Annotated in this window: 16 protein-coding genes; 10 read left to right on the forward strand and 6 right to left on the reverse strand. The window is 36.3% G+C overall.

Annotated features, from left to right (window positions below):
* Positions 1-2: 2 nt before the first annotated feature.
* From celB to chbG, 4 genes are all read left to right on the forward strand, one after another.
* Entirely contained in the window at positions 3-1,307 is a 1,305-nt protein-coding gene (gene celB / locus DM800_RS09545) for a PTS cellobiose transporter subunit IIC (protein ID WP_147786777.1), read from the forward strand.
* A 183-nt stretch (positions 1,308-1,490) separates the two neighbouring features.
* Entirely contained in the window at positions 1,491-1,814 is a 324-nt protein-coding gene (locus DM800_RS09550) for a PTS lactose/cellobiose transporter subunit IIA (protein ID WP_000989055.1), read from the forward strand.
* Positions 1,815-1,817: 3 nt separating this feature from the next.
* Positions 1,818-3,143, forward strand: coding sequence for a 6-phospho-beta-glucosidase (gene celF, locus DM800_RS09555; protein WP_000145756.1), 1,326 nt, complete (start codon positions 1,818-1,820; stop codon positions 3,141-3,143).
* Between the two features lie 49 nt (positions 3,144-3,192).
* On the forward strand, positions 3,193-3,897 hold the full coding sequence (chbG, locus tag DM800_RS09560) for a chitin disaccharide deacetylase (protein WP_087983957.1): 705 nt from the start codon (positions 3,193-3,195) through the stop codon (positions 3,895-3,897).
* A 39-nt stretch (positions 3,898-3,936) separates the two neighbouring features.
* Here the strand turns inward: chbG and DM800_RS09565 are convergent, their stop codons facing one another.
* On the reverse strand, positions 3,937-5,118 hold the full coding sequence (locus DM800_RS09565) for a chromate transporter (protein WP_147786778.1): 1,182 nt from the start codon (positions 5,116-5,118) through the stop codon (positions 3,937-3,939).
* 189 nt (positions 5,119-5,307) lie between these two features.
* On the opposite strand from DM800_RS09565, the gene exsM reads away from it, so the two are divergent.
* On the forward strand, positions 5,308-5,721 hold the full coding sequence (gene exsM, locus DM800_RS09570) for an exosporium regulatory protein ExsM (protein WP_147786779.1): 414 nt from the start codon (positions 5,308-5,310) through the stop codon (positions 5,719-5,721).
* A 139-nt stretch (positions 5,722-5,860) separates the two neighbouring features.
* On the opposite strand, the gene DM800_RS09575 is transcribed toward exsM, so the two are convergent.
* From DM800_RS09575 to DM800_RS09585, 3 genes are all read right to left on the reverse strand, one after another.
* Positions 5,861-8,536, reverse strand: a complete 2,676-nt coding sequence (locus DM800_RS09575) for a sigma-54-dependent transcriptional regulator (RefSeq protein WP_147786780.1) — start codon at positions 8,534-8,536, stop codon at positions 5,861-5,863.
* A 104-nt stretch (positions 8,537-8,640) separates the two neighbouring features.
* Positions 8,641-9,378, reverse strand: a complete 738-nt coding sequence (locus tag DM800_RS09580) for a polysaccharide deacetylase family protein (RefSeq protein WP_147786781.1) — start codon at positions 9,376-9,378, stop codon at positions 8,641-8,643.
* A gap of 200 nt (positions 9,379-9,578) precedes the next feature.
* Entirely contained in the window at positions 9,579-10,652 is a 1,074-nt protein-coding gene (locus tag DM800_RS09585; protein ID WP_000378314.1) for a glycosyltransferase family 4 protein, read from the reverse strand.
* Between the two features lie 587 nt (positions 10,653-11,239).
* Here DM800_RS09585 and DM800_RS09590 point away from each other — a divergent pair.
* The gene (locus DM800_RS09590) at positions 11,240-12,610 is read left to right on the forward strand and encodes a UDP-glucose dehydrogenase family protein (RefSeq protein ID WP_147786782.1); all 1,371 of its coding nucleotides are present in this window, start codon (positions 11,240-11,242) and stop codon (positions 12,608-12,610) included.
* 74 nt (positions 12,611-12,684) lie between these two features.
* Positions 12,685-13,800, forward strand: a complete 1,116-nt coding sequence (gene wecB, locus DM800_RS09595) for a non-hydrolyzing UDP-N-acetylglucosamine 2-epimerase (RefSeq protein ID WP_000140139.1) — start codon at positions 12,685-12,687, stop codon at positions 13,798-13,800.
* Positions 13,801-13,840: 40 nt separating this feature from the next.
* On the opposite strand, the gene DM800_RS09600 is transcribed toward wecB, so the two are convergent.
* On the reverse strand, positions 13,841-14,974 hold the full coding sequence (locus DM800_RS09600; RefSeq protein WP_147786783.1) for an LCP family protein: 1,134 nt from the start codon (positions 14,972-14,974) through the stop codon (positions 13,841-13,843).
* 74 nt (positions 14,975-15,048) lie between these two features.
* Positions 15,049-15,684 (reverse strand): YigZ family protein, encoded by a 636-nt coding sequence (locus tag DM800_RS09605; RefSeq protein ID WP_000926678.1) that lies wholly within the window; start codon positions 15,682-15,684, stop codon positions 15,049-15,051.
* A gap of 239 nt (positions 15,685-15,923) precedes the next feature.
* Here DM800_RS09605 and DM800_RS09610 point away from each other — a divergent pair, with 239 nt between their 5' ends.
* From DM800_RS09610 to DM800_RS09620, 3 genes are all read left to right on the forward strand, one after another.
* Complete coding sequence (locus DM800_RS09610; RefSeq protein WP_147786784.1) at positions 15,924-16,766, forward strand: DegV family protein; 843 nt, start codon at positions 15,924-15,926, stop codon at positions 16,764-16,766.
* Between the two features lie 172 nt (positions 16,767-16,938).
* Positions 16,939-17,253, forward strand: coding sequence for a winged helix-turn-helix transcriptional regulator (locus tag DM800_RS09615; protein WP_147786785.1), 315 nt, complete (start codon positions 16,939-16,941; stop codon positions 17,251-17,253).
* Between the two features lie 252 nt (positions 17,254-17,505).
* Entirely contained in the window at positions 17,506-18,834 is a 1,329-nt protein-coding gene (locus DM800_RS09620) for a C40 family peptidase (protein WP_087983952.1), read from the forward strand.
* Positions 18,835-18,951: the final 117 nt, after the last annotated feature.

An 18,951-nucleotide genomic window follows, 5' to 3' on the forward strand; every position in this document is an offset into this window, starting at 1 on the left:
AAATGCAAAAGTTTATTGCATTTATGGAGAAGTATATTGTTCCTGTCGCTGGTAAGATCGGATCGCAACGTCACTTAGCTGCGATCCGTGATGGATTTATTGCAGTTATGCCACTTATTTTAGTTGGTGCACTGGCATCACTAATTAATGGTTTTCCGTCTGAAGTTTTCCAAGATTTCATGAAAGGTTTGTTTGGTGAAACGTGGAAACAAGTTGGTGGTGGAATGTGGACTGGTTCTTTCGCAATTCTAGCACTAATCATAGCATTTACAACAAGTTATAACTTAGCAAAATCTTACGGCGTTGATGGTTTGTCAGCAGGTATTATTTCATTTGGTGCGTTAATTATTCTTACGCCAACAACACCGAAAGAAGGCGGATTGAACTTAGCTTGGACAGGTGCACAAGGGCTATTCGTAGCAATTATCGTGGCACTTCTTGTTACTGAGGTATTCCGTTTCTTTGTACAAAGAAACATTACGTTTAAAATGCCTGATGGAGTACCACCAGCAGTTTTAAGATCTTTCGCAGCTATAGTTCCAGCATTTGTTATCTTAACAGTAGTTGCAGGTATTCAATTAGCAGTGAAATTAGCTGGTACAAGTGTTCATGAATTTATCTTTAATACGATTCAATCACCACTGCAAAGTTTAGCAGGGACATTACCAAGTGCAATTGTCATTGTAATCCTTGTTCATCTTCTTTGGTTCTTGGGTTTACATGGTCCAAATATCGTTGGTGGTATTATTGAGCCATTATACTTACCGGCATTAGAGGAAAACATGAAGTTATTCAAAGGTGGTACATCTGCATTTGATGTTCCAAACATTGTTACAAAACCATTCTTTGATACTTTCGTATATCTTGGTGGTTCTGGTGCAACATTAGCGTTCTTAGTAGTTGTGTTACTTGTAGCGAAAAGTGCACAATTACGCGGTGTATCTCGTTTATCAATTGGTCCTGGTGCATTTAACATTAACGAACCAGTAATCTTTGGTACACCAATTATTTTAAACCCAGTTTTATTCTTACCGTTTATCATAACACCAATTGTATTAGTAATTACTTCTTATACAGCTATATCTATTGGCTGGGTACCAAAAACAGTTGGGATAATTCCATGGGCAACACCACCAATTATTAGTGGTTATCTTGTAACAGGTGGACATCTTTCAGGTGCACTCCTACAGTTATTCAACTTTGTAATTGCGATGGTAATCTATTATCCATTTGTTGTATTATGCGATCGTTCTGTTATTCGCACTGAAAAAGCAGCACAAGGAAACAATAATTCTTTACCTATGTAACATAGTAATTGTTCTCACAGATAACATGATCTGTGAGAACAACTACCTTTATATCATGTTCAAAAAGATGAAATCCATCTACAAGAACACCAAACTATCATTTATAAAATAATAATGTAATAGAAATGTTCAAACTGAAGGGGTATTTAAATCGGTTGAACCATAATAGAGAGGGCGGTAATTATGATGACTACAGCAGAACAAATTCCATTTCAATTAATTTTAAATAGTGGTAATGCACGAAGCTTTGCGATGGAGGCACTTCAATTTGCCAAACAGGGGAAAATGGCAGAAGCAGATGAAGCGATGGTAAAGGCGAAAGAAGCGATTAATGAAGCGCATCATTTCCAAACAGAGCTCATACAATCAGAAGCAAGAGGAGAAAAAACAGAGGTTAGTGTTCTTTTAATCCACGCACAAGATCATTTAATGAATGCGATTACAGTAAAAGAATTAGCAGCAGAGTTTATTGACCTTTATAAAAAGTTAGAAGCGAAAGGGGAATAAAGCATGACTGGAATTAAAATTGCTACAATCGGCGGTGGATCTAGTTATACACCAGAGTTAATTGAAGGATTTATTAAGCGTTATGATGAGCTTCCTGTTCGTGAAATTTGGTTAGTAGATATTGAGGCAGGAAAAGAAAAGTTAGAAATCGTTGGTAACTTAGCGAAACGTATGGTGAAAAAATCTGGTTTACCAATCGAGGTACATTTAACACTTGATCGTCGTGAAGCATTAAAAGATGCTGACTTCGTAACAACGCAGCTTCGCGTAGGTTTATTAGAAGCTCGTGCAAAAGATGAAGCAATCCCATTAAAATATGATGTAATTGGTCAGGAAACGAATGGTCCTGGTGGTTTATTCAAAGCGCTGAGAACGATTCCTGTTATTTTAGATATTTGTAAGGATATGGAGGAGCTTTGTCCGAATGCATGGTTAATTAACTTTGCGAACCCAGCTGGTATGGTAACAGAAGCTGTGCTTCGTTATACAAATATTCAAAGAGTGGTCGGTCTATGTAACGTTCCAATCGGAATCCGTATGGGTCTTGCAAGATTACTTGAAGTAGATGCAAGTCGTGTCCACGTTGATTTCGCAGGTTTAAATCATATGGTATACGGACTAGACGTATATTTAGATGGTGTAAGTGTAATGGATCGTGTGTTAGAGCTTGTAACAGATCCAGAAAAGCAAATTACGATGGAAAATATTGCAGCACTTAACTGGGAGCCAGACTTTATTCGCGGTCTTCGTGCAATTCCATGTCCATACCATCGTTATTACTACAAAACACGTGAAATGTTAGAAGAAGAGAAAGAAGCTTCGGTTGAAAAAGGTACACGTGCAGAAGTAGTAAAACAATTAGAAGATGATTTATTCGAGTTATATAAAGACCCGAACTTAGATATTAAACCACCACAATTAGAAAAACGTGGCGGCGCTTATTATAGTGACGCAGCATGTAGCTTAATTACGTCTATTTACAATAATAAAGGTGATATCCAGCCTGTTAATACACGAAACAACGGAACAATTGCAAGCTTACCGCATGATTCTGCTGTTGAAGTGAACTGTATTATTACGAAAGAAGGTCCAAAACCAATTGCAGTGGGAGATCTTCCAGTACCAGTTCGCGGTTTAGTACAACAAATTAAATCATTCGAGCGCACAACAATTGAAGCTGCTGTTACAGGGGATTATCATAAAGCGCTGCTTGCTATGACAATTAATCCACTTGTACCATCAGATAAAGTTGCAAAACAAATTTTAGATGAAATGTTGGAAGCACATAAAGAACATCTTCCGCAGTTCTTCAAAAAGGTAGAGAAATAAAAGCGGCGCTATTTAGCCCGCTTTTTTTATTCTATTAGGAGGTATTACGATGATTAAGTTAATTGTAAATGCAGATGATTTCGGTCTTACAGAAGGTACAAATTACGGCATTATTGATGGACATATAAATGGACTTGTAAATTCAACGACGATGATGATGAATATGCCAGGAACAGAGCATGCGGTACGCTTAGCAAAAGAATATAACCTACTCGGAGTAGGCGTACATCTCGTATTAACGGCAGGGGAACCTCTTCTTGGAGACGTACCATCACTTGTAAATAGCGATGGATTGTTTCATAAACAAAGCGTCGTATGGGAAGGGAAGCTAAATGCAGAAGAAGTTGAGAGAGAATGGACTGCTCAAATTGAGAAATTCCTATCTTACGGATTAAAACCAACTCATTTAGATAGTCATCATCACGTGCATGGATTACCGATCTTGCACGATGTTCTTGAGAGATTAGCGGCTACATATAATGTTCCAATTCGTCGTTGTGAGGAAGAGCGAGCAGTACGCCCGTTTTCTGACGTGTTTTACAGTGACTTTTACGCGGATGGTGTGACGGAAGATTACTTTGTGAAGTTAAAAGAAAGAGTACAAGGTGAACAAACGGTAGAAATTATGGTTCATCCAGCGTATATTGATCCAGAGCTTGTGAAGCGTTCTTCTTACGTAATGGATCGTGTGAAAGAATTGCGTATTTTAACAGAGAGCGAGTTGCCTGAAGGAATAGAACTTGTGAAGTTTTAATAGAAAAACGACGGCTACATAATGCCGTCGTTTTTTTATTTACAAAATGGATAGAATATATCCGCCAAAGGCTCCGAGTATAACGATAACCCAAGGTGGTGTTTTCCAAAAAGCGAGCAAGCAAAATAGAAGAGATGCAAAAACAAAATCTACAGCGTTCATAATTGTGCTCGTCCAAATAGGATCATAAAAAGCTGCTAATAAAATACCGACAACAGCTGCATTGATTCCAAGTAGTGCGCCTTGTATGTAAGATATTTTTTTCACACTGTCCCAAAATGGTAAAACACCAATAACGAGCAAGAAAGCAGGAAGAAAGATCGCAATTGTTGCGAGTATTGCCCCAAGCGTCCCGTTTAACACAGCTCCTATATAAGAAGCGAATGTAAATAGTGGACCTGGTACGGCTTGTGTTAATCCGTATCCAGTTAGGAACTGTTCTTTCGTCATCATTCCGTTTTGTACGAACTCACCTTCAAGAAGGGGTAGCACGACGTGTCCGCCTCCAAATACAAGTGCGCCAGAGCGATAGAAACTATCAAATAAAGCGATGTAATATGAGAACGGTCTTAATATTGGTAGCAACAGTAATAGTCCGAAGAATAAGATGAGACAAGAAACTGCTATCGTTTTTGAAATAGGTACTTTTATATTTTGAGATTGACTAATTGGTTGGTTGCGATATAAAAACCAGCCGATAAAGCCAGATACTATAATGAGAATGACTTGTGTCCAGCTACTTGGCCATAATAAGGCGATTGCGGCAGTTACGATAGCAATCGTCGCACGATTTCGGTCTGGCGTTAATTTTTGCGCCATTCCCCATATGGCATGAGCAACAATTGCGACTGCTACAAGTTTTAGTCCATGAATCCAGCCAGCACTTCCAAGATCGAACTGATTAAGGAATGAGGCGAAGAAAACTAAAACAAGCACAGACGGTAAAGTGAATCCAATCCATGAAATAATAGCTCCTAATAGTCCGCCCCTTAATAATCCAACCCCCATACCGACTTGACTGCTAGCAGGACCAGGAAGGAATTGACATAGTGCTACTAAGTCTCCATAGCTTCGTTCATCCATCCATTTTCTTTTTTGCACGTATTCATGGTGGAAATAGCCGAGATGGGCGACAGGACCACCAAATGAAGTAAGTCCTAATTTAAATGAGACGAGAAAAATCTCTAATAATGTGTGGAAAGTGTATTTGTTATTTTCCAAAATGACCTCCTAGAATGTTTTTCTAAGTGCATTATACAAGAGATAGTAAAGCGAAAGGAACGATTCTAATGTAAAGATTGTGTGAATCTTTTCTTCGGAATTAAAGCTTGAAAAAGTCATAAATGATTATGTATAAACCATAAAGTAGTAGAAGTAGTGCTGGGAAATTTATATGAGGAGAATGCCCGTATGACAACACATTTCTTTGCGAGGTTAACAGGGAAGAGGGAAATACCTCCTGTAAATACAGAAGCTTATGGTGTAACAGAGTTTATATTTAGTGATGATTTAAAGAAATTACAATATCGGATCATATTGAAAAACATCGAAAAAGTTACATCATGCCAAATTCATTTAGGAAAAGCGGATCAAATCGGTCCAGTGGTTTTAAATTTGTTTGGCCCAATAAAGCAAGGTATTAGTGTAAATGAAGGAGTCGTCACTGGTGTAGTTAATGTGGGGGATTTTGAAGGACCTTTACAGGGGCGAGCGTTTGATAGCTTACTTCAAGAAATCATTCAGGCGAATGTATATGTAAATGTTTATACGAAGTCCCATAAGAAGGGCGAAATCAGGGGGAGAATCAGAAAAGTAAAGAAATAGAAAAAAGGCTGTCCATTTTGGAACAGCCTTTTTTTCTATAAGGTGCAAATTTTAGCGGTTATTTTCGGTAAATCGATATATTGTGAAAATCGCTAATATAATTCGCGTTACGGTCGATATATTTAAAACACTGCTTCGATTAATTTTTTACAGGCTGGTTTTTAATGAAGAAGTCCATGATATAAAACACTTCATCATCAGGGATTTGTATTTCAAATGTATTTTCAATTGGTTGTAATGCTTTTTTCACTTTCATATACATCCAGTACTCATCTTGTCTTCGTTTCTCTTTATCTGGATGAGGGAGGAGGCTTTCTCCTTTTTGAAGACGGTCAACCATACAGCTCATATGCAGAATCACACCCATTAAGCTGTCAGGAGTTAGCTGTAAGGAAATTAATTCTTGAATTGTATTTAATGCGTAACGAATTGTTTTAATAAGTAATGCTCCGTCGTTCCGCTGCATTTGTTGTTCTAGAATATCAGCCATTTTTGCATATGTTTCTTCATACGTAATTAATTCTTGAATTGGCTGAATCGCTGTGTAGTTTACAATGTCTTGGAAATGATACGTTAAGCATGGCACCTGCACATCGAAATTTGTGACGATACAAATGATATTCCGCTCTTTTTTTATGTTCTCAATCATTTTCGTTAAATCTTTTTCATGGACGATACTAATCGGAATAATTTCAATTAATTCCTTGTCAAATCGCAAATAGTTCTCTAACATTTTTTGAATAGCTAAAGCACTGCCTTCCCCAGTTAAACAAGCTGTTAAAATAACAGACTTCATTGGTGATAGTGGCTTTTTCTTTTCTTCTTGTACGTTTAAGTAAAACGGTGTTAAGTTCTTCACTGTCTCATACAATGCATCTAACGAGTAGCCAAGTTGAGCTTTTCGAGCTGCTTCTAGTGCATGTGGAGTGCTTGTCATGGAAAGAACACGTACCGGAATTTTGAACTCAGTTTCTAATATATCACCAATATAAGCGAGTGAGCCCATATCGACGAGTAAGAGAAGTCCATTTACATTTTGGAGTGTTTTCATATACACTTTCACACGCTCTAAGAAATTTTTCGGCGATTCATGTAACGGCATATCGATACCGGTTACTTCCTCAATGCCGAGCAGTTCGTTTGCGACGTTTGCCATTTCTGTTGCGATGCCGTTGCCGTGCGCTAATATTAATACTTTTACTTCTGTTTGTGAGGCAGGAATTGGATCAACAACGAAGAACATTGTTAAAAAGCCTGCTTCATCAATAGGCATTGTTATTTGTAATTCGTCCTCCAGTAGTTGAATGCATTGCATAGCTACGGAAAAAGCGTCTTTATATTTCGTGCGAATTTGATTTAATTGTGGGTGATGAATTTGTTTTCCAGCTTGCAAACGTTGTAGAGTTGTCTGTACATGTAAACTTAAAGCGAGAAATACTTTTTCGTCAAACGTTTTAGATAAATGCTTTTCAGCAAGTTCCGCGATTTTTTCACATACGGAAACGATATTACGATCCACAATTTTAAAAACATTTTCATGACTTGTCTTTTTGGACATTTGGTTAAAATATTGTACGAAAAAGCTTTGAATATCATTTTCTATTAGTAATTCTAATTCGTCCTCTTCAATACCGCGAGCTTGAAGTTCTTCGTATTTATAATCAATATAATCGTAAATAGAAGACTGTTTTTCATTCTCTATTTTATGATTACTCCAACCTTCATCACCTGTAAATATAAATGTTTCATTTGGTATTTGGTATAGATGACGGCTCTTTCTTTCAATGAATAGCCCTTCTTTCATATACCAAGGTAAATCTGTACTTGAAACATAGACAGAATCACGTTTCTTTGTCACAAGGTCAGAATAGGCTTTCGCACAGGCAATTTGTACATCCGTTTTTAATTGCCCGATGTTATTGGGGCAATTGTAAAAGACGAAAGCGCGCATTGCATTCGGGCTAACGTGAATTTCTTTTCGCAGACGGATTGCTTCATTTGTGAAAAATAGTTGCAGTAAAGCAAATCGTTCTTTATGTGTACGCTCACGAAGTGGTGGCAGCGTAACAGTCATTGGTATACGTCTTGTAAATGTTTTTAATAAAAATGAATTTGGTTCTTCTGTTGTTGCAGTAATGATTAATACTTGTGCTTTACGCTCGTTTTCTGTTTCTCCAAGGCGGCGGTATACCCCGCGGTCAATAAAGATGAAAAGCATTTCTTGTCCCTCTGGAGGAAGGCGATGTACTTCATCTAAGAAAAGGATCCCTTCATGTGCCTTTTCAATTAATCCTTTTTGATCACTTGCTCCTGTATAGGCTCCTTTTTTAATCCCAAATAACTGCCCGAGTAGTAGCTGTGGATTATTTGCGTAATCAGCACAGTTAAAGACGATAAATGGTGCATTTTTAGGAAGTTGTTCGACTTCAATTGCATATTCGTGCATTAAAGAAGCGAACATAGATTTTCCGACTCCTGTTTCTCCGAGCAGTAAAGTATGCATACCGTTTGGAGGATAGAGAATAGAAGCTTTCGCTTTTTCAATTGCGATTTTAAGGCTCGTATTTTCAATTGCAAATGTATCTAGTGAAGTCACGTCTTTTGAATGCGTTTCCAACGAAGTGTTCGTTTCTATATAAAAACGAACAGGGCGCGTATTTGTTTTTAATAAACGTTTATCTTTTACAAGTTTGTTTAAGTCGCTACTTACATTGGCACGATCTAGTTGCAACAGGGTAGCGAGTTCTAATGCGGTTATACCTTCTATATAATTGCCTTCTTGTATTGCGTTAAAAATGAGATCTATTCGTTTCATTTCTATTCACCTCGAAACTTCATCACTATTTAAAATTTTACACAAAAATGGGAAGGGTGGGAAGAGAAAAATAAAACAGCTTTAGCAAATAGGCACTAAAGCTGTTACAATCTTGTGTCTTTCCAAAAGTTCACTTCGAGGTGAGAAGATGGATTATAGGGAAGAAGTTTGTATCCTTGTGACTGTAAGTAATCAATTACTTTAGGCAGTATTTGTACGGTTACACTCGAATCATGCATTAAAATCACTTCGACTTGTTCATCGCTCTGATTACGTACTCTTTCTAGTATGGCAGAAGGATTGTCATAGCTTTTCCAGTCATATGTATCGATTGTCCAATCCCACATTTTATACTGGGCGGATACAAGTGCATCACGGTAATTCTTTTTTAAGTAAGGCATGCTACCATACGGGACACGAACGAGATGTGAATTTAATTTTGTAACTTGCTGAACAATATTTTGTGTTTGTTCCATTTCTGTAATTAAAGCGGATGGATCACCAGTGTAAAGGCGTTTTACATCGTGTGACATACTGTGAAGTCCGATATAATGCCCCTCTTGAATTAATCGTTGCATTGTTTTTTTATAATGTGGTACTTTTCCACCAATAACAAAGAAAGTTGCTTTTCCGTTCTTTTCCTTTAAGATGTTTAAAATTTGCGTAGTATATTTGTTTGGTCCGTCATCAAATGTTAAGTACGCGATTTTTTTTGTAGGAGAGGTAGTTTCAGTATTTGGATGATGTTCAGCAGGGGTCATGGTAGTTGCTCCTGCATGAGATGACGTGTACATAGTAATTGTTAAAAATAAAATAACGTATTGAAATACTCGCTTGATCATAACATTCACCCTCAGTTTGACAATCAAGATGTAAAAAAGAAAATATAATCCTTTTCTTATTATGTATATCTTTCTCCAATAGTGGAGCTCTCAAACAATCTATATTTTGGAAATATAAAATGATGAATAAAAAATAGCATCCTCTTATAAGAAAGAGGATGCTATTTGAATATTTCATAATTGTAAAGGCTATACTACAATTAGTCTTCGCGTTTTTTCACTTTTTTATAAAAGGAAATAAGTGGTTTGTAACGTTCATGTACAAGCCCAATTACTTCAGCAATGATTTCTGTAAAGAAGATTAAAACGAAAAGAAGAATAATGGATAACCATAATGTCGCACTAGAGAAAATGATTGCATTTACACTAAAGAAAATACCGAATGCGTATATAATTAGTACCGTTTTACGATGAGAGAAGCCCATTGCAAGTAAACGGTGATGTAAATGCGATTTATCTGGTGCTGAAATAGGTTTTTTATTTACGATACGACGGATAATTGCAAATGTCGTATCAAATACAGGTACGCCTAAAATAATAACTGGAACGATAAAGCTGAATAACGTTACACTTTTGTATAATCCAAGTAACGATATAACAGAAATACAGTATCCTAAAAATAGTGCGCCTGTATCTCCCATGAAAATTTTTGCTGGATGGAAGTTGTAGAATAAAAATCCAATTGTACTTGCTAATGTAATTAATGCTAGTGGTAAGATAATAGCGGCTCCAGTGCCCCATGGGCTAGTGAAGGCCATATATGCTAGCGTTGCAAGTACGATAGATGAAATACCAGCAGATAACCCATCTAAGCCATCAATTAAGTTGATTGCATTTGTAATACCTACAATCCAAAATACTGTAATTGGATAAGCAAGCCATCCAAGTTCAGTATCCCCGAGGATTGGGATATATAATACTTGCACTAATAATCCACTTTTTACAATCATCATGGCAACTAGTAGTTGTCCACCGAATTTTACCTTCGCAGATAACTCGTACATATCATCTAAAATACCGATGATTACAATGATAATCGCACCTAGCGTTATCGATAACATTCTTTGTTCGTATAAGCCGCCGACAACAAATCCTACAGCTACACCAATAAATATCGCTAACCCGCCAAGACGAGGCATAATCTTTTGGTGTACTTTACGAGCGTTTGGCTTATCTGTTGCTCCTATTTTAAAAGCTAACTTAATAACTAAAGGAGTAACGACGAGTACAGTGATGAAAGATGCCAAGATGGCATAAATCACTTGTGAGTCCATTAATACCCCACCCTTTTATAGTCTAACGTAATTTTTTTTAATATATTTATCTGAAAATTATGATGTTTATTTACAGGCTCATAACATATGGTATCACAAAAAGATTAGAATTCAATCTTTTTTTCTTTGTGTGGTAAATGGAAGCGGATAGAATATATGACAATTGTATACAGAATGTTGAATCGTTTGAGAAGGTTAATTGTATTGGACTTTAGAATATGACATTTTCTCTTTTTTCGATAATGAATATTTTTATTTCAGTATTATAAGTGTTACACCTAGAAATGAGTAAGTTCCGTGTTAAAATGTGGGAATTTATCCGCATGAACGGGCAGTAAGGTTCGCACCTCAAAATTCAGTTGGAGAAAAGAAGTTAGGTGGGGATCTTAATTCCTGTAAAAGCCTGATTGGTTTAACTAATAATTAGCCGGGGATGGATGCCCCTTACTGAATAAAGTTTCATTTTATCTTCTTACATGTAATTTTACAAAAACTTAAAAAAGAATGGAAAAAGTAATTCATATAATAAAGAAGTAAAAGAGTTTTCTCATTTTTAATGTGAGAGGGGGAAGCACAGGGAGAATTCTATGTATTCGTATATTTTCTATTGTATATTCCTGTGCGAAAAGGAAATGAAAATTACGATAATAGGTACCGGATACGTTGGATTAATTACAGGAGTAGGATTGGCAATGTTAGGCCATTCAGTCACATGTTTTGATATAAATGATGAGAAAATTGAACGGATAAAGCAAGGAGATCTGCCTATTTATGAAGCGGGTTTATATGAATTAATAAATGATGCATGTGAGAATGACTGTTTAACTTTTACAACAAATAGAGTAAAAGCATTTTACGATGCAGAATTTATATTTATTGCAGTTGGAACGCCATCTTTATTAGATGGGACAGCGGATTTAACATATATTCGAAGTGCTTGTGACGATATTGGAACATATGCGACGAATGACATTATTGTCGTTACGAAAAGTACGGTTCCTGTAGGTACAAATGATGTTATGAGGGGATGGATTGAGGAGAAATTACAAAATAGATATGAATTACATATCGTATCGAATCCTGAATTTTTACGGGAAGGTTCAGGGATTTACGATTTTTTTCAGGGAGATCGTATTGTAATTGGAGCAGATAATGAGGAAGCGGCACGAAAAGTGGAGAATTTGTATAGTGAATTACGCTTAAAAACGTATGTTACAAATATAAAAAGTGCAGAGATGATTAAATATGCATCGAATGCTTTTTTAGCGACAAAAATTAGTTTTATCAATGAAATTTCAAATATATGTGAGAAGGTAGGAGCCAATGTATTAGACGTTGCACAAGGGATGGGAATGGATAAGAGAATTGGGGCGTCTTTTTTAAATGCTGGCATTGGTTATGGGGGTTCGTGTTTTCCGAAAGATACGAAAGCCCTTGTGCAAATTGCAGGGAATGTGGCGCATGATTTTCGCTTGTTAAAAGCAGTCATTGAAGTGAATAATAAACAACAGTTGTTATTGATTGAGAAAGCGAAGAAAGTATTAAATATGAACAAGAAGCGGATTGCGGTGCTGGGAGCGGCATTTAAACCGAATACTGATGATATAAGAGACGCACCGTCCCTTATTATGATACAAGAATTAATTCATATAGGTGCGGATGTAGTTCTATATGACCCAAAAGCGATTCCAAATATGAAAAATATCTTTGGAGAGACTATACAATATAGCGAATGTATAGATGAATCGATTAGAGGAGCGAGTGCGGCTTTTATCATGACAGAATGGGAGGCTATCCGAGTTTATCCGTTAGAAAGGTACGCACAACTTATGAGAGAACCTATTTTATTAGATGGAAGAAATTGTTATACTATTGAGGATGTCAAGAAGCAAGAGATAGATTATTATTCGGTTGGAAGAGAAAGTATTTGTAAGAGGGAATTTTCCGTTATTCGTTAAAAAGGCATGTATTCATGTATATTCTTATATGTCATAATAGAAGTTGTAACTAGTGAAAGAAAAGAGGCAATGAAATGACTGAACGTTTAAAAGTAATGACAATTTTCGGGACACGTCCAGAAGCAATTAAAATGGCACCTCTTGTGTTAGAGTTGCAAAAACATCCAGAAAAAATTGAGTCGATTGTGACTGTAACAGCGCAACATCGTCAAATGTTAGACCAAGTATTAAGTATCTTTGGAATTACGCCAGATTTCGATTTGAATATTATGAAAGACCGCCAAACTTTAATTGATATTACAACGCGTGGTTTAGAAGGTTTGGATAAAGTAATGAAAGAAGCAAAACCGGATATTGTACTTGTACATGGTGATACAACGACAACATTTATTGCGAGTTTAGCTGCTTTCTACAATCAAATTCCAGTAGGGCATGTTGAAGCAGGACTTCGTACATGGGATAAATATTCTCCATACCCAGAAGAGATGAATCGCCAATTAACAGGCGTCATGGCAGATCTTCATTTCTCACCTACAACAAAATCAGCAACGAACTTACAGAAAGAAAATAAAGATGAGTCACGCATTTTCATAACAGGGAATACAGCGATTGACGCACTAAAAACGACTGTAAAAGAAACATATAGTCATCCTGTACTAGAGAAACTTGGAAACGATCGTCTTGTACTTATGACAGCTCACCGCCGTGAAAACTTAGGAGAGCCAATGCGTAATATGTTCCGTGCAATTAAACGTCTTGTTGATAAGCATGAAGACGTACAAGTTGTGTATCCGGTTCATATGAACCCAGTTGTTCGTGAGACAGCGAATGATATTTTAGGTGATCATAGCCGAATTCATTTAATTGAGCCGCTAGATGTAATTGATTTCCACAATGTTGCAGCTCGTTCATACTTAATGTTAACTGATTCTGGTGGTGTACAAGAGGAAGCGCCGTCACTTGGTGTACCGGTTCTTGTTCTTCGTGATACAACAGAGCGCCCAGAAGGTATTGAAGCAGGTACATTGAAATTAGCAGGAACAGACGAAGAGACAATCTTTGGTCTTGCTGATGAGTTGTTATCAGATAAAGAAGCTCATGATAAGATGTCAAAAGCATCTAATCCTTACGGTGATGGCCGTGCATCAGAGCGCATTGTAGAAGCAATTTTACAACACTTTAATAAGTAAATAAAAAAGAGCCAAATCATATGCGATTTGGCTCTTTTTGTTATTGCTGATTTCTCATAATCCACTCTGCATGAGCATTCGTAGAAGGAGGTGGTTCAGTTGGTGTTTTGTTCTGATTCTGATTCGTTTCTTTCTTTGCCTTTTCGTCAGAGTTAGAATTTGAAGAATGGTTTGATTCGGTTTTTGTAGTTGGATTTTCTTGATTGTTTGCTGTTGCTCCTAATTCTTTTTTAATTTCGTTACGTACTGTCTCTACACCGATTGGATCTGGAAGGAAGTAATAAATACCACCTATTTTTTTGTCTTCTCCTTCAAGTTTGAACGTTTGCATTGTAGAAGGATCAAATCCAGATAGTTTATTGTAAAGAGCCAGTCCGTCTGAAATAGGAATGTCAGTTTTTATATATTTTCCAACGACTGCTGTTAAATCTTTAATTTTAAATACGGTAGAGGCTGAATTTAGTTTTTGAGCAACAGCGGCTAGTAATTGTCTTTGTCTAGCGGCCCGACCATAATCGCCGTTTGGATCCTGCTTTCGCATACGTACGTATGCGAGTGCTTCTTCCCCATTTAAGTCTTGTTGTCCTTGCTTAAATTCGATTTTTTTGTAGTAATCCACGTCTGAACGCTCCCAAAAATCGAAGGGGACATCAACAGTAACACCGCCAACAGCATCAACAATTCCTTTAAAGCCTTGGAAATCAATTTTAATATAATGGTCTACAGGAACTTTTAGAAAACCTTCGACAGTTTTGATTGCCATTTCTTCTCCGCCGTAAGCGTGCGCAGCGTTAATTTTGTCTTCTTTGTTCTTACCAACAATTGGAACGCGACTATCACGAGGGATACTCATAAGCGAAATCTTTTTAGTTTTAGGATTGACGGTCGCAAACATTAATGAATCTGTACGACCGTTTTGACCGTCCGTTGCATAATCTTCTATACCCATAATGAGGAGTGTAAAAGGCTCCTTTGTAATTTCTACATCTTCGGTTCTCAAGTCCGATTTTTGACGAGTAAAACCACTATACATCCCCATGAGAGAAGAGTAGGAATTTAATATATAAAGTCCTACACCACCAAATAAAAATACGAAAATAAGGAAGTAGAAAAACTTTCTTCTTCGTTTCTTTTTTATTCTGCTATTTTGGAGATGATAATAACGTTCTTCCATATATAATCTCCTTAGTTCATTTGTAGGAAAGTAATTCACTACATTAATCTTTAAAGGTGAGGATGTAGTTATTCTTAGATAACATCTTGTTCTAAGTACAACATATCTCCTTCTGTAATTGTACATTTCCCATTTGTTAACTCAATCATCCAATCTGTGAATGCTTGTTTTCCGTCTTCTTCTACATACGTATCAAATGTGACATTTTCGAGATAATGTATATCTTTAATGGCATATTTCGAATTACGTAATTCATTTTCAATTTTGCCAAGTAATGTGTAATCAATTTCGGTCTGCATAACACGCATTAGTTTTCGCTGAACAACACCGACATGATTAATGCCTTCGCTTGTACATTTTCCATATGCGCGAATTAATCCACCTGCGCCAAGTTTGATGCCACCAAAATAGCGTGTAACGACAACGACGGTATCTTTTAAACCGCGTTTTTTTAGTACCTCTAACATAGGTACGCCAGCTGTACCGCTAGGTTCTCCGTCATCATTTGCTTTTTGGATTTGATCTTGTTCGCCAATCAAATACGCAGAACAATTATGTGTGGCATTCCAATTTTGTTTTTTTATTTTTTGTATAAATTCTTGAGCTTCTGCTTCGGTTGTAGCTCTGCTAACATAACAAATAAATCTTGATTTTTGAATGACAATTTCGTGCTCACCGTAGTCTTTGATTGTTAAATATTGTAATAACACTCGTATACGCCCCTATCTACCAAAATGACTAGTACTTTACATTTTAAAAGCGAGCGTTTTTATATTCAAACATTTTTTATAAATAAGTTGAAATTTTTGGTGAGTATTTCAACTTTTTGTTGTAATTTGTCGAGATGGTAAGTATTATTTCAAATCGGCATTTTTATGTATGGATGCACCATTTTTAGTTTTCGTGTAAACTTAGGGAATAAAAACTTTTTTATAAGGCAGGTACGCAAATGAAAACAGCTATTGTTACTGATAGTACAGCATATATACCGAAGCATATTCGTGATGAACTCAATATATATATGATTCCATTAAACGTTGTGTTTGGAACGGAATCTTATCAAGAAGAAGCTGAAATTTCAGTAGATGATTTCTATGTAAAAGTACGTGAGCAAGAAGAACTTCCGAAAACTTCTCAGCCAGCAATCGGAAAGTTTGTTGAGTTATTTGAAGAACTATCTAAGGATTATGATGCGGTTATTAGCATTCATCTTTCAAGTGGGATTAGTGGTACATATCAAACGGCAACGACAGCCGGGCAAATGGTAGAGGGTATTGATGTATATACGTACGACTCTGAAATTAGTTGTGAAGTACAAGGATTTTATGTACGTGAAGGGGCAAAATTAGCAAGCGAAGGAAAAGATCCGAAAGAGATCATTGCACGTTTTGATGAAATGAAGAAAACGATGGACGCTTATTTTGTAGTGGATGATTTACATCATTTACAACGTGGAGGACGATTAAATAGTGCACAAGCTTTCATTGGTAGTTTGTTACAAGTGAAGCCCGTTTTGTATTTTAGAGATAAAATCATTATTCCATTTGAAAAAATTCGTACACGTAAAAAAGCGTTAAAACGAATTGTTGAAATTTTTGATGAGCAAGCAAGTCAAGGTGTACCTATGGAAGCAGTTATCATTCATGCACAACGTGAAGAGGAAGCGAATGAATGGAAGGCAGAATTAGAAGCAAAATATCCTCATGTTACAATCCGCACAGGTTATTTCGGTGCTGTAATTGGTACGCATTTAGGTGAAGGTGCACTAGGTCTTGGATGGTATACGAAGTAATAAGATATAAAAAGCTCTCTTTTTGAAGAGGGTTTTTTTACGGATATTTTACGTGTAGTTGACAAGTTAATATTTGGAAATTATAAAATGTACGTAAAATAAAATAATGAGGAAAGTTTTATAACTTACTTTTTACAAGAAACTATATTATAATAGAAGAGAGGTGAAACATATGGAGCATAATTCTTGTTTATGTCCAAAGTTTGAGTCAGCTTTTACTTTGCTTAGTAAAAAATGGACTGGCTTAATTATTAAATCTTTGCTTGAAGAGTCAAAACGTTTTAGAGAAATCGCAGATATTATACCGAATATGAGCGATCGTATGTTATCAGAGCGTTTAAAGGAATTGGAAAGCGAAGGCATTGTAGTTCGTGATGTTTATCCGGAAGTACCAGTTCGAATCGAGTACGGCTTAACTGAAAAAGGGAAAGCATTAGAAAGTGTTATGGATGAAGTCCAAAAGTGGGCTGAGCAATGGATGAAATAACGTTTTGATTTCATTCGTATTAGTGTATTTAACAAAACGTAAGGGAAACCTTGCGTTTTTTCTTTGCTTATAAAAAGCTTCTAAAATTCTACACATATATACAAAAATATGCATATTTTGCGATAGAGTTACATATAATATTACATTTGTTTTACAATAGCGTAACATTAGCAAAAAAAATCCCGAATTATGGTATAAATTTTATAGGTTATATACGGAAAAAAGATAAAAGAAAGCGGTGTAAAAAATAAAATGAAAAAGCTAAAAATGGCATCTTGCGCATTAGTTGCAGGGTTAATGTTTTCAGGACTAACACCAAATGTATTTGCAGAAGATAAAATTTCTGACGTGAAATCACAAATTAATACACAAAATGACACTTTACATAAACAACAACAAGAACGTGATGTATTACAAAAACAAATGAATGACTTAAACAAAACAATTCAAGGTTTGGATAAATCTGTTCAAGAGAATGCTTCAAAACTTGATGAAACAACGAAAAAAGTTGCGGATACTGAGCAATTAATCGAAAATAAAAATAAAGACATTGCAGAACTACAAACGAAAATTGCAAAACGTGAAGAGTTATTAAGAAAACGTTTAGTTGCACTTCAAGAACAACCAAATACGAACGTTGTAACAGAAGTTCTTGTAAACTCTAAAAACGTTGCAGATTTAGTTGATCGTTTAACTTCTGTTTCTAAAATTCTTGAGTCTGACGAAGATATCATGAAAACACAACAAGAAGATCAAGCGAACGTGAAAAAAGATGTTGAAACGGTAAAAACAAAGCAAAAAGAATTAAAAGAAGCACAAGCTCAAATTGAAACTGCTAAGAAAGAACTTGACGCTGAAAAAGCGAAAAAAGCAACTGCAGTAAATGATTTAAGCGGTAAAATGGATACAGTTGTAACTTCAATGACAAGTACGGAGAGTCAATTGAAAGATCTTGAAAAACAAGCACTGCAATTACAACGTATTGCTGAACAAGAAGCACAAGAAAAAGCTGCACAAGAAGCTGCTGCTCAAAAACAAGCAGAACAAGCTGCTAAAGATGCGCAAGCGCCTACAGCACAAGCACCTGCAGCACAAACTGAACCAGCAAACAATGGTGGACAAGCTCAAAAAGAGGAACCTAAAAAAGAGGAACCTAAAAAAGAAGAGCCTAAAAAAGAAGAACCTAAGCAAGAAACGAAAAAACCAGAGCAAAACCCAGCTCCAGCTCCAACTCCGGATACTGGTGTAATTGCTAAAGCACGAAACTACTTAGGCTTACCATATGTTTGGGGAAGTGCATCTCCATCAAACGGTGGTTTTGACTGTAGTGGATTCATTTCTTACATCTATGGTGTAGGACGTCAAGACGTTGCAGGTTACTGGAACTCAGTTTCTAAAGTAAGTAGCCCACAACCTGGAGATTTAGTATTCTTCCAAGGTACTTATAAACCAGGTCCATCTCACATCGGTATTTACGTTGGGAATGGCCAAATGATTCATGCTGGTGATAAAGGGATTGCTTATGCTAGCTTAAGCAGTAGCTACAACCAAAAACATTTCTTAGGATACGGTAGATTCTAGGATTTATAAACGAATAAAACATGTGTATAAAGTCGATAGCTTACTATTTTATAAGTAGGTTATCGGCTTTTTTGAGTTTTTACGAGATTATGAGAAAGGTTTATAGTAGTGCTGGAG

Origin of the sequence: Bacillus sp. AY18-3 (assembly GCF_008042305.1) — a bacterium.
Classification (GTDB): domain Bacteria; phylum Bacillota; class Bacilli; order Bacillales; family Bacillaceae_G; genus Bacillus_A; species Bacillus_A wiedmannii.

What these genes read in the sequence shown, in the direction of transcription:
- DM800_RS09610 (WP_147786784.1), top strand. Translation starts at nt 15,924, where the DNA reads ATGAAAACAGCTATTGTTACTGATAGTACAGCATATATACCGAAGCAT.
- celF (WP_000145756.1), top strand. Translation starts at nt 1,818, where the DNA reads ATGACTGGAATTAAAATTGCTACAATCGGCGGTGGATCTAGTTATACA.
- DM800_RS09580 (WP_147786781.1), bottom strand. Translation starts at nt 9,378, where the DNA reads ATGATCAAGCGAGTATTTCAATACGTTATTTTATTTTTAACAATTACT.
- DM800_RS09585 (WP_000378314.1), bottom strand. Translation starts at nt 10,652, where the DNA reads ATGGACTCACAAGTGATTTATGCCATCTTGGCATCTTTCATCACTGTA.
- DM800_RS09615 (WP_147786785.1), top strand. Translation starts at nt 16,939, where the DNA reads ATGGAGCATAATTCTTGTTTATGTCCAAAGTTTGAGTCAGCTTTTACT.
- DM800_RS09550 (WP_000989055.1), top strand. Translation starts at nt 1,491, where the DNA reads ATGATGACTACAGCAGAACAAATTCCATTTCAATTAATTTTAAATAGT.
- DM800_RS09590 (WP_147786782.1), top strand. Translation starts at nt 11,240, where the DNA reads ATGTATTCGTATATTTTCTATTGTATATTCCTGTGCGAAAAGGAAATG.
- wecB (WP_000140139.1), top strand. Translation starts at nt 12,685, where the DNA reads ATGACTGAACGTTTAAAAGTAATGACAATTTTCGGGACACGTCCAGAA.
- DM800_RS09600 (WP_147786783.1), bottom strand. Translation starts at nt 14,974, where the DNA reads ATGGAAGAACGTTATTATCATCTCCAAAATAGCAGAATAAAAAAGAAA.
- chbG (WP_087983957.1), top strand. Translation starts at nt 3,193, where the DNA reads ATGATTAAGTTAATTGTAAATGCAGATGATTTCGGTCTTACAGAAGGT.
- celB (WP_147786777.1), top strand. Translation starts at nt 3, where the DNA reads ATGCAAAAGTTTATTGCATTTATGGAGAAGTATATTGTTCCTGTCGCT.
- exsM (WP_147786779.1), top strand. Translation starts at nt 5,308, where the DNA reads ATGACAACACATTTCTTTGCGAGGTTAACAGGGAAGAGGGAAATACCT.
- DM800_RS09620 (WP_087983952.1), top strand. Translation starts at nt 17,506, where the DNA reads ATGAAAAAGCTAAAAATGGCATCTTGCGCATTAGTTGCAGGGTTAATG.
- DM800_RS09575 (WP_147786780.1), bottom strand. Translation starts at nt 8,536, where the DNA reads ATGAAACGAATAGATCTCATTTTTAACGCAATACAAGAAGGCAATTAT.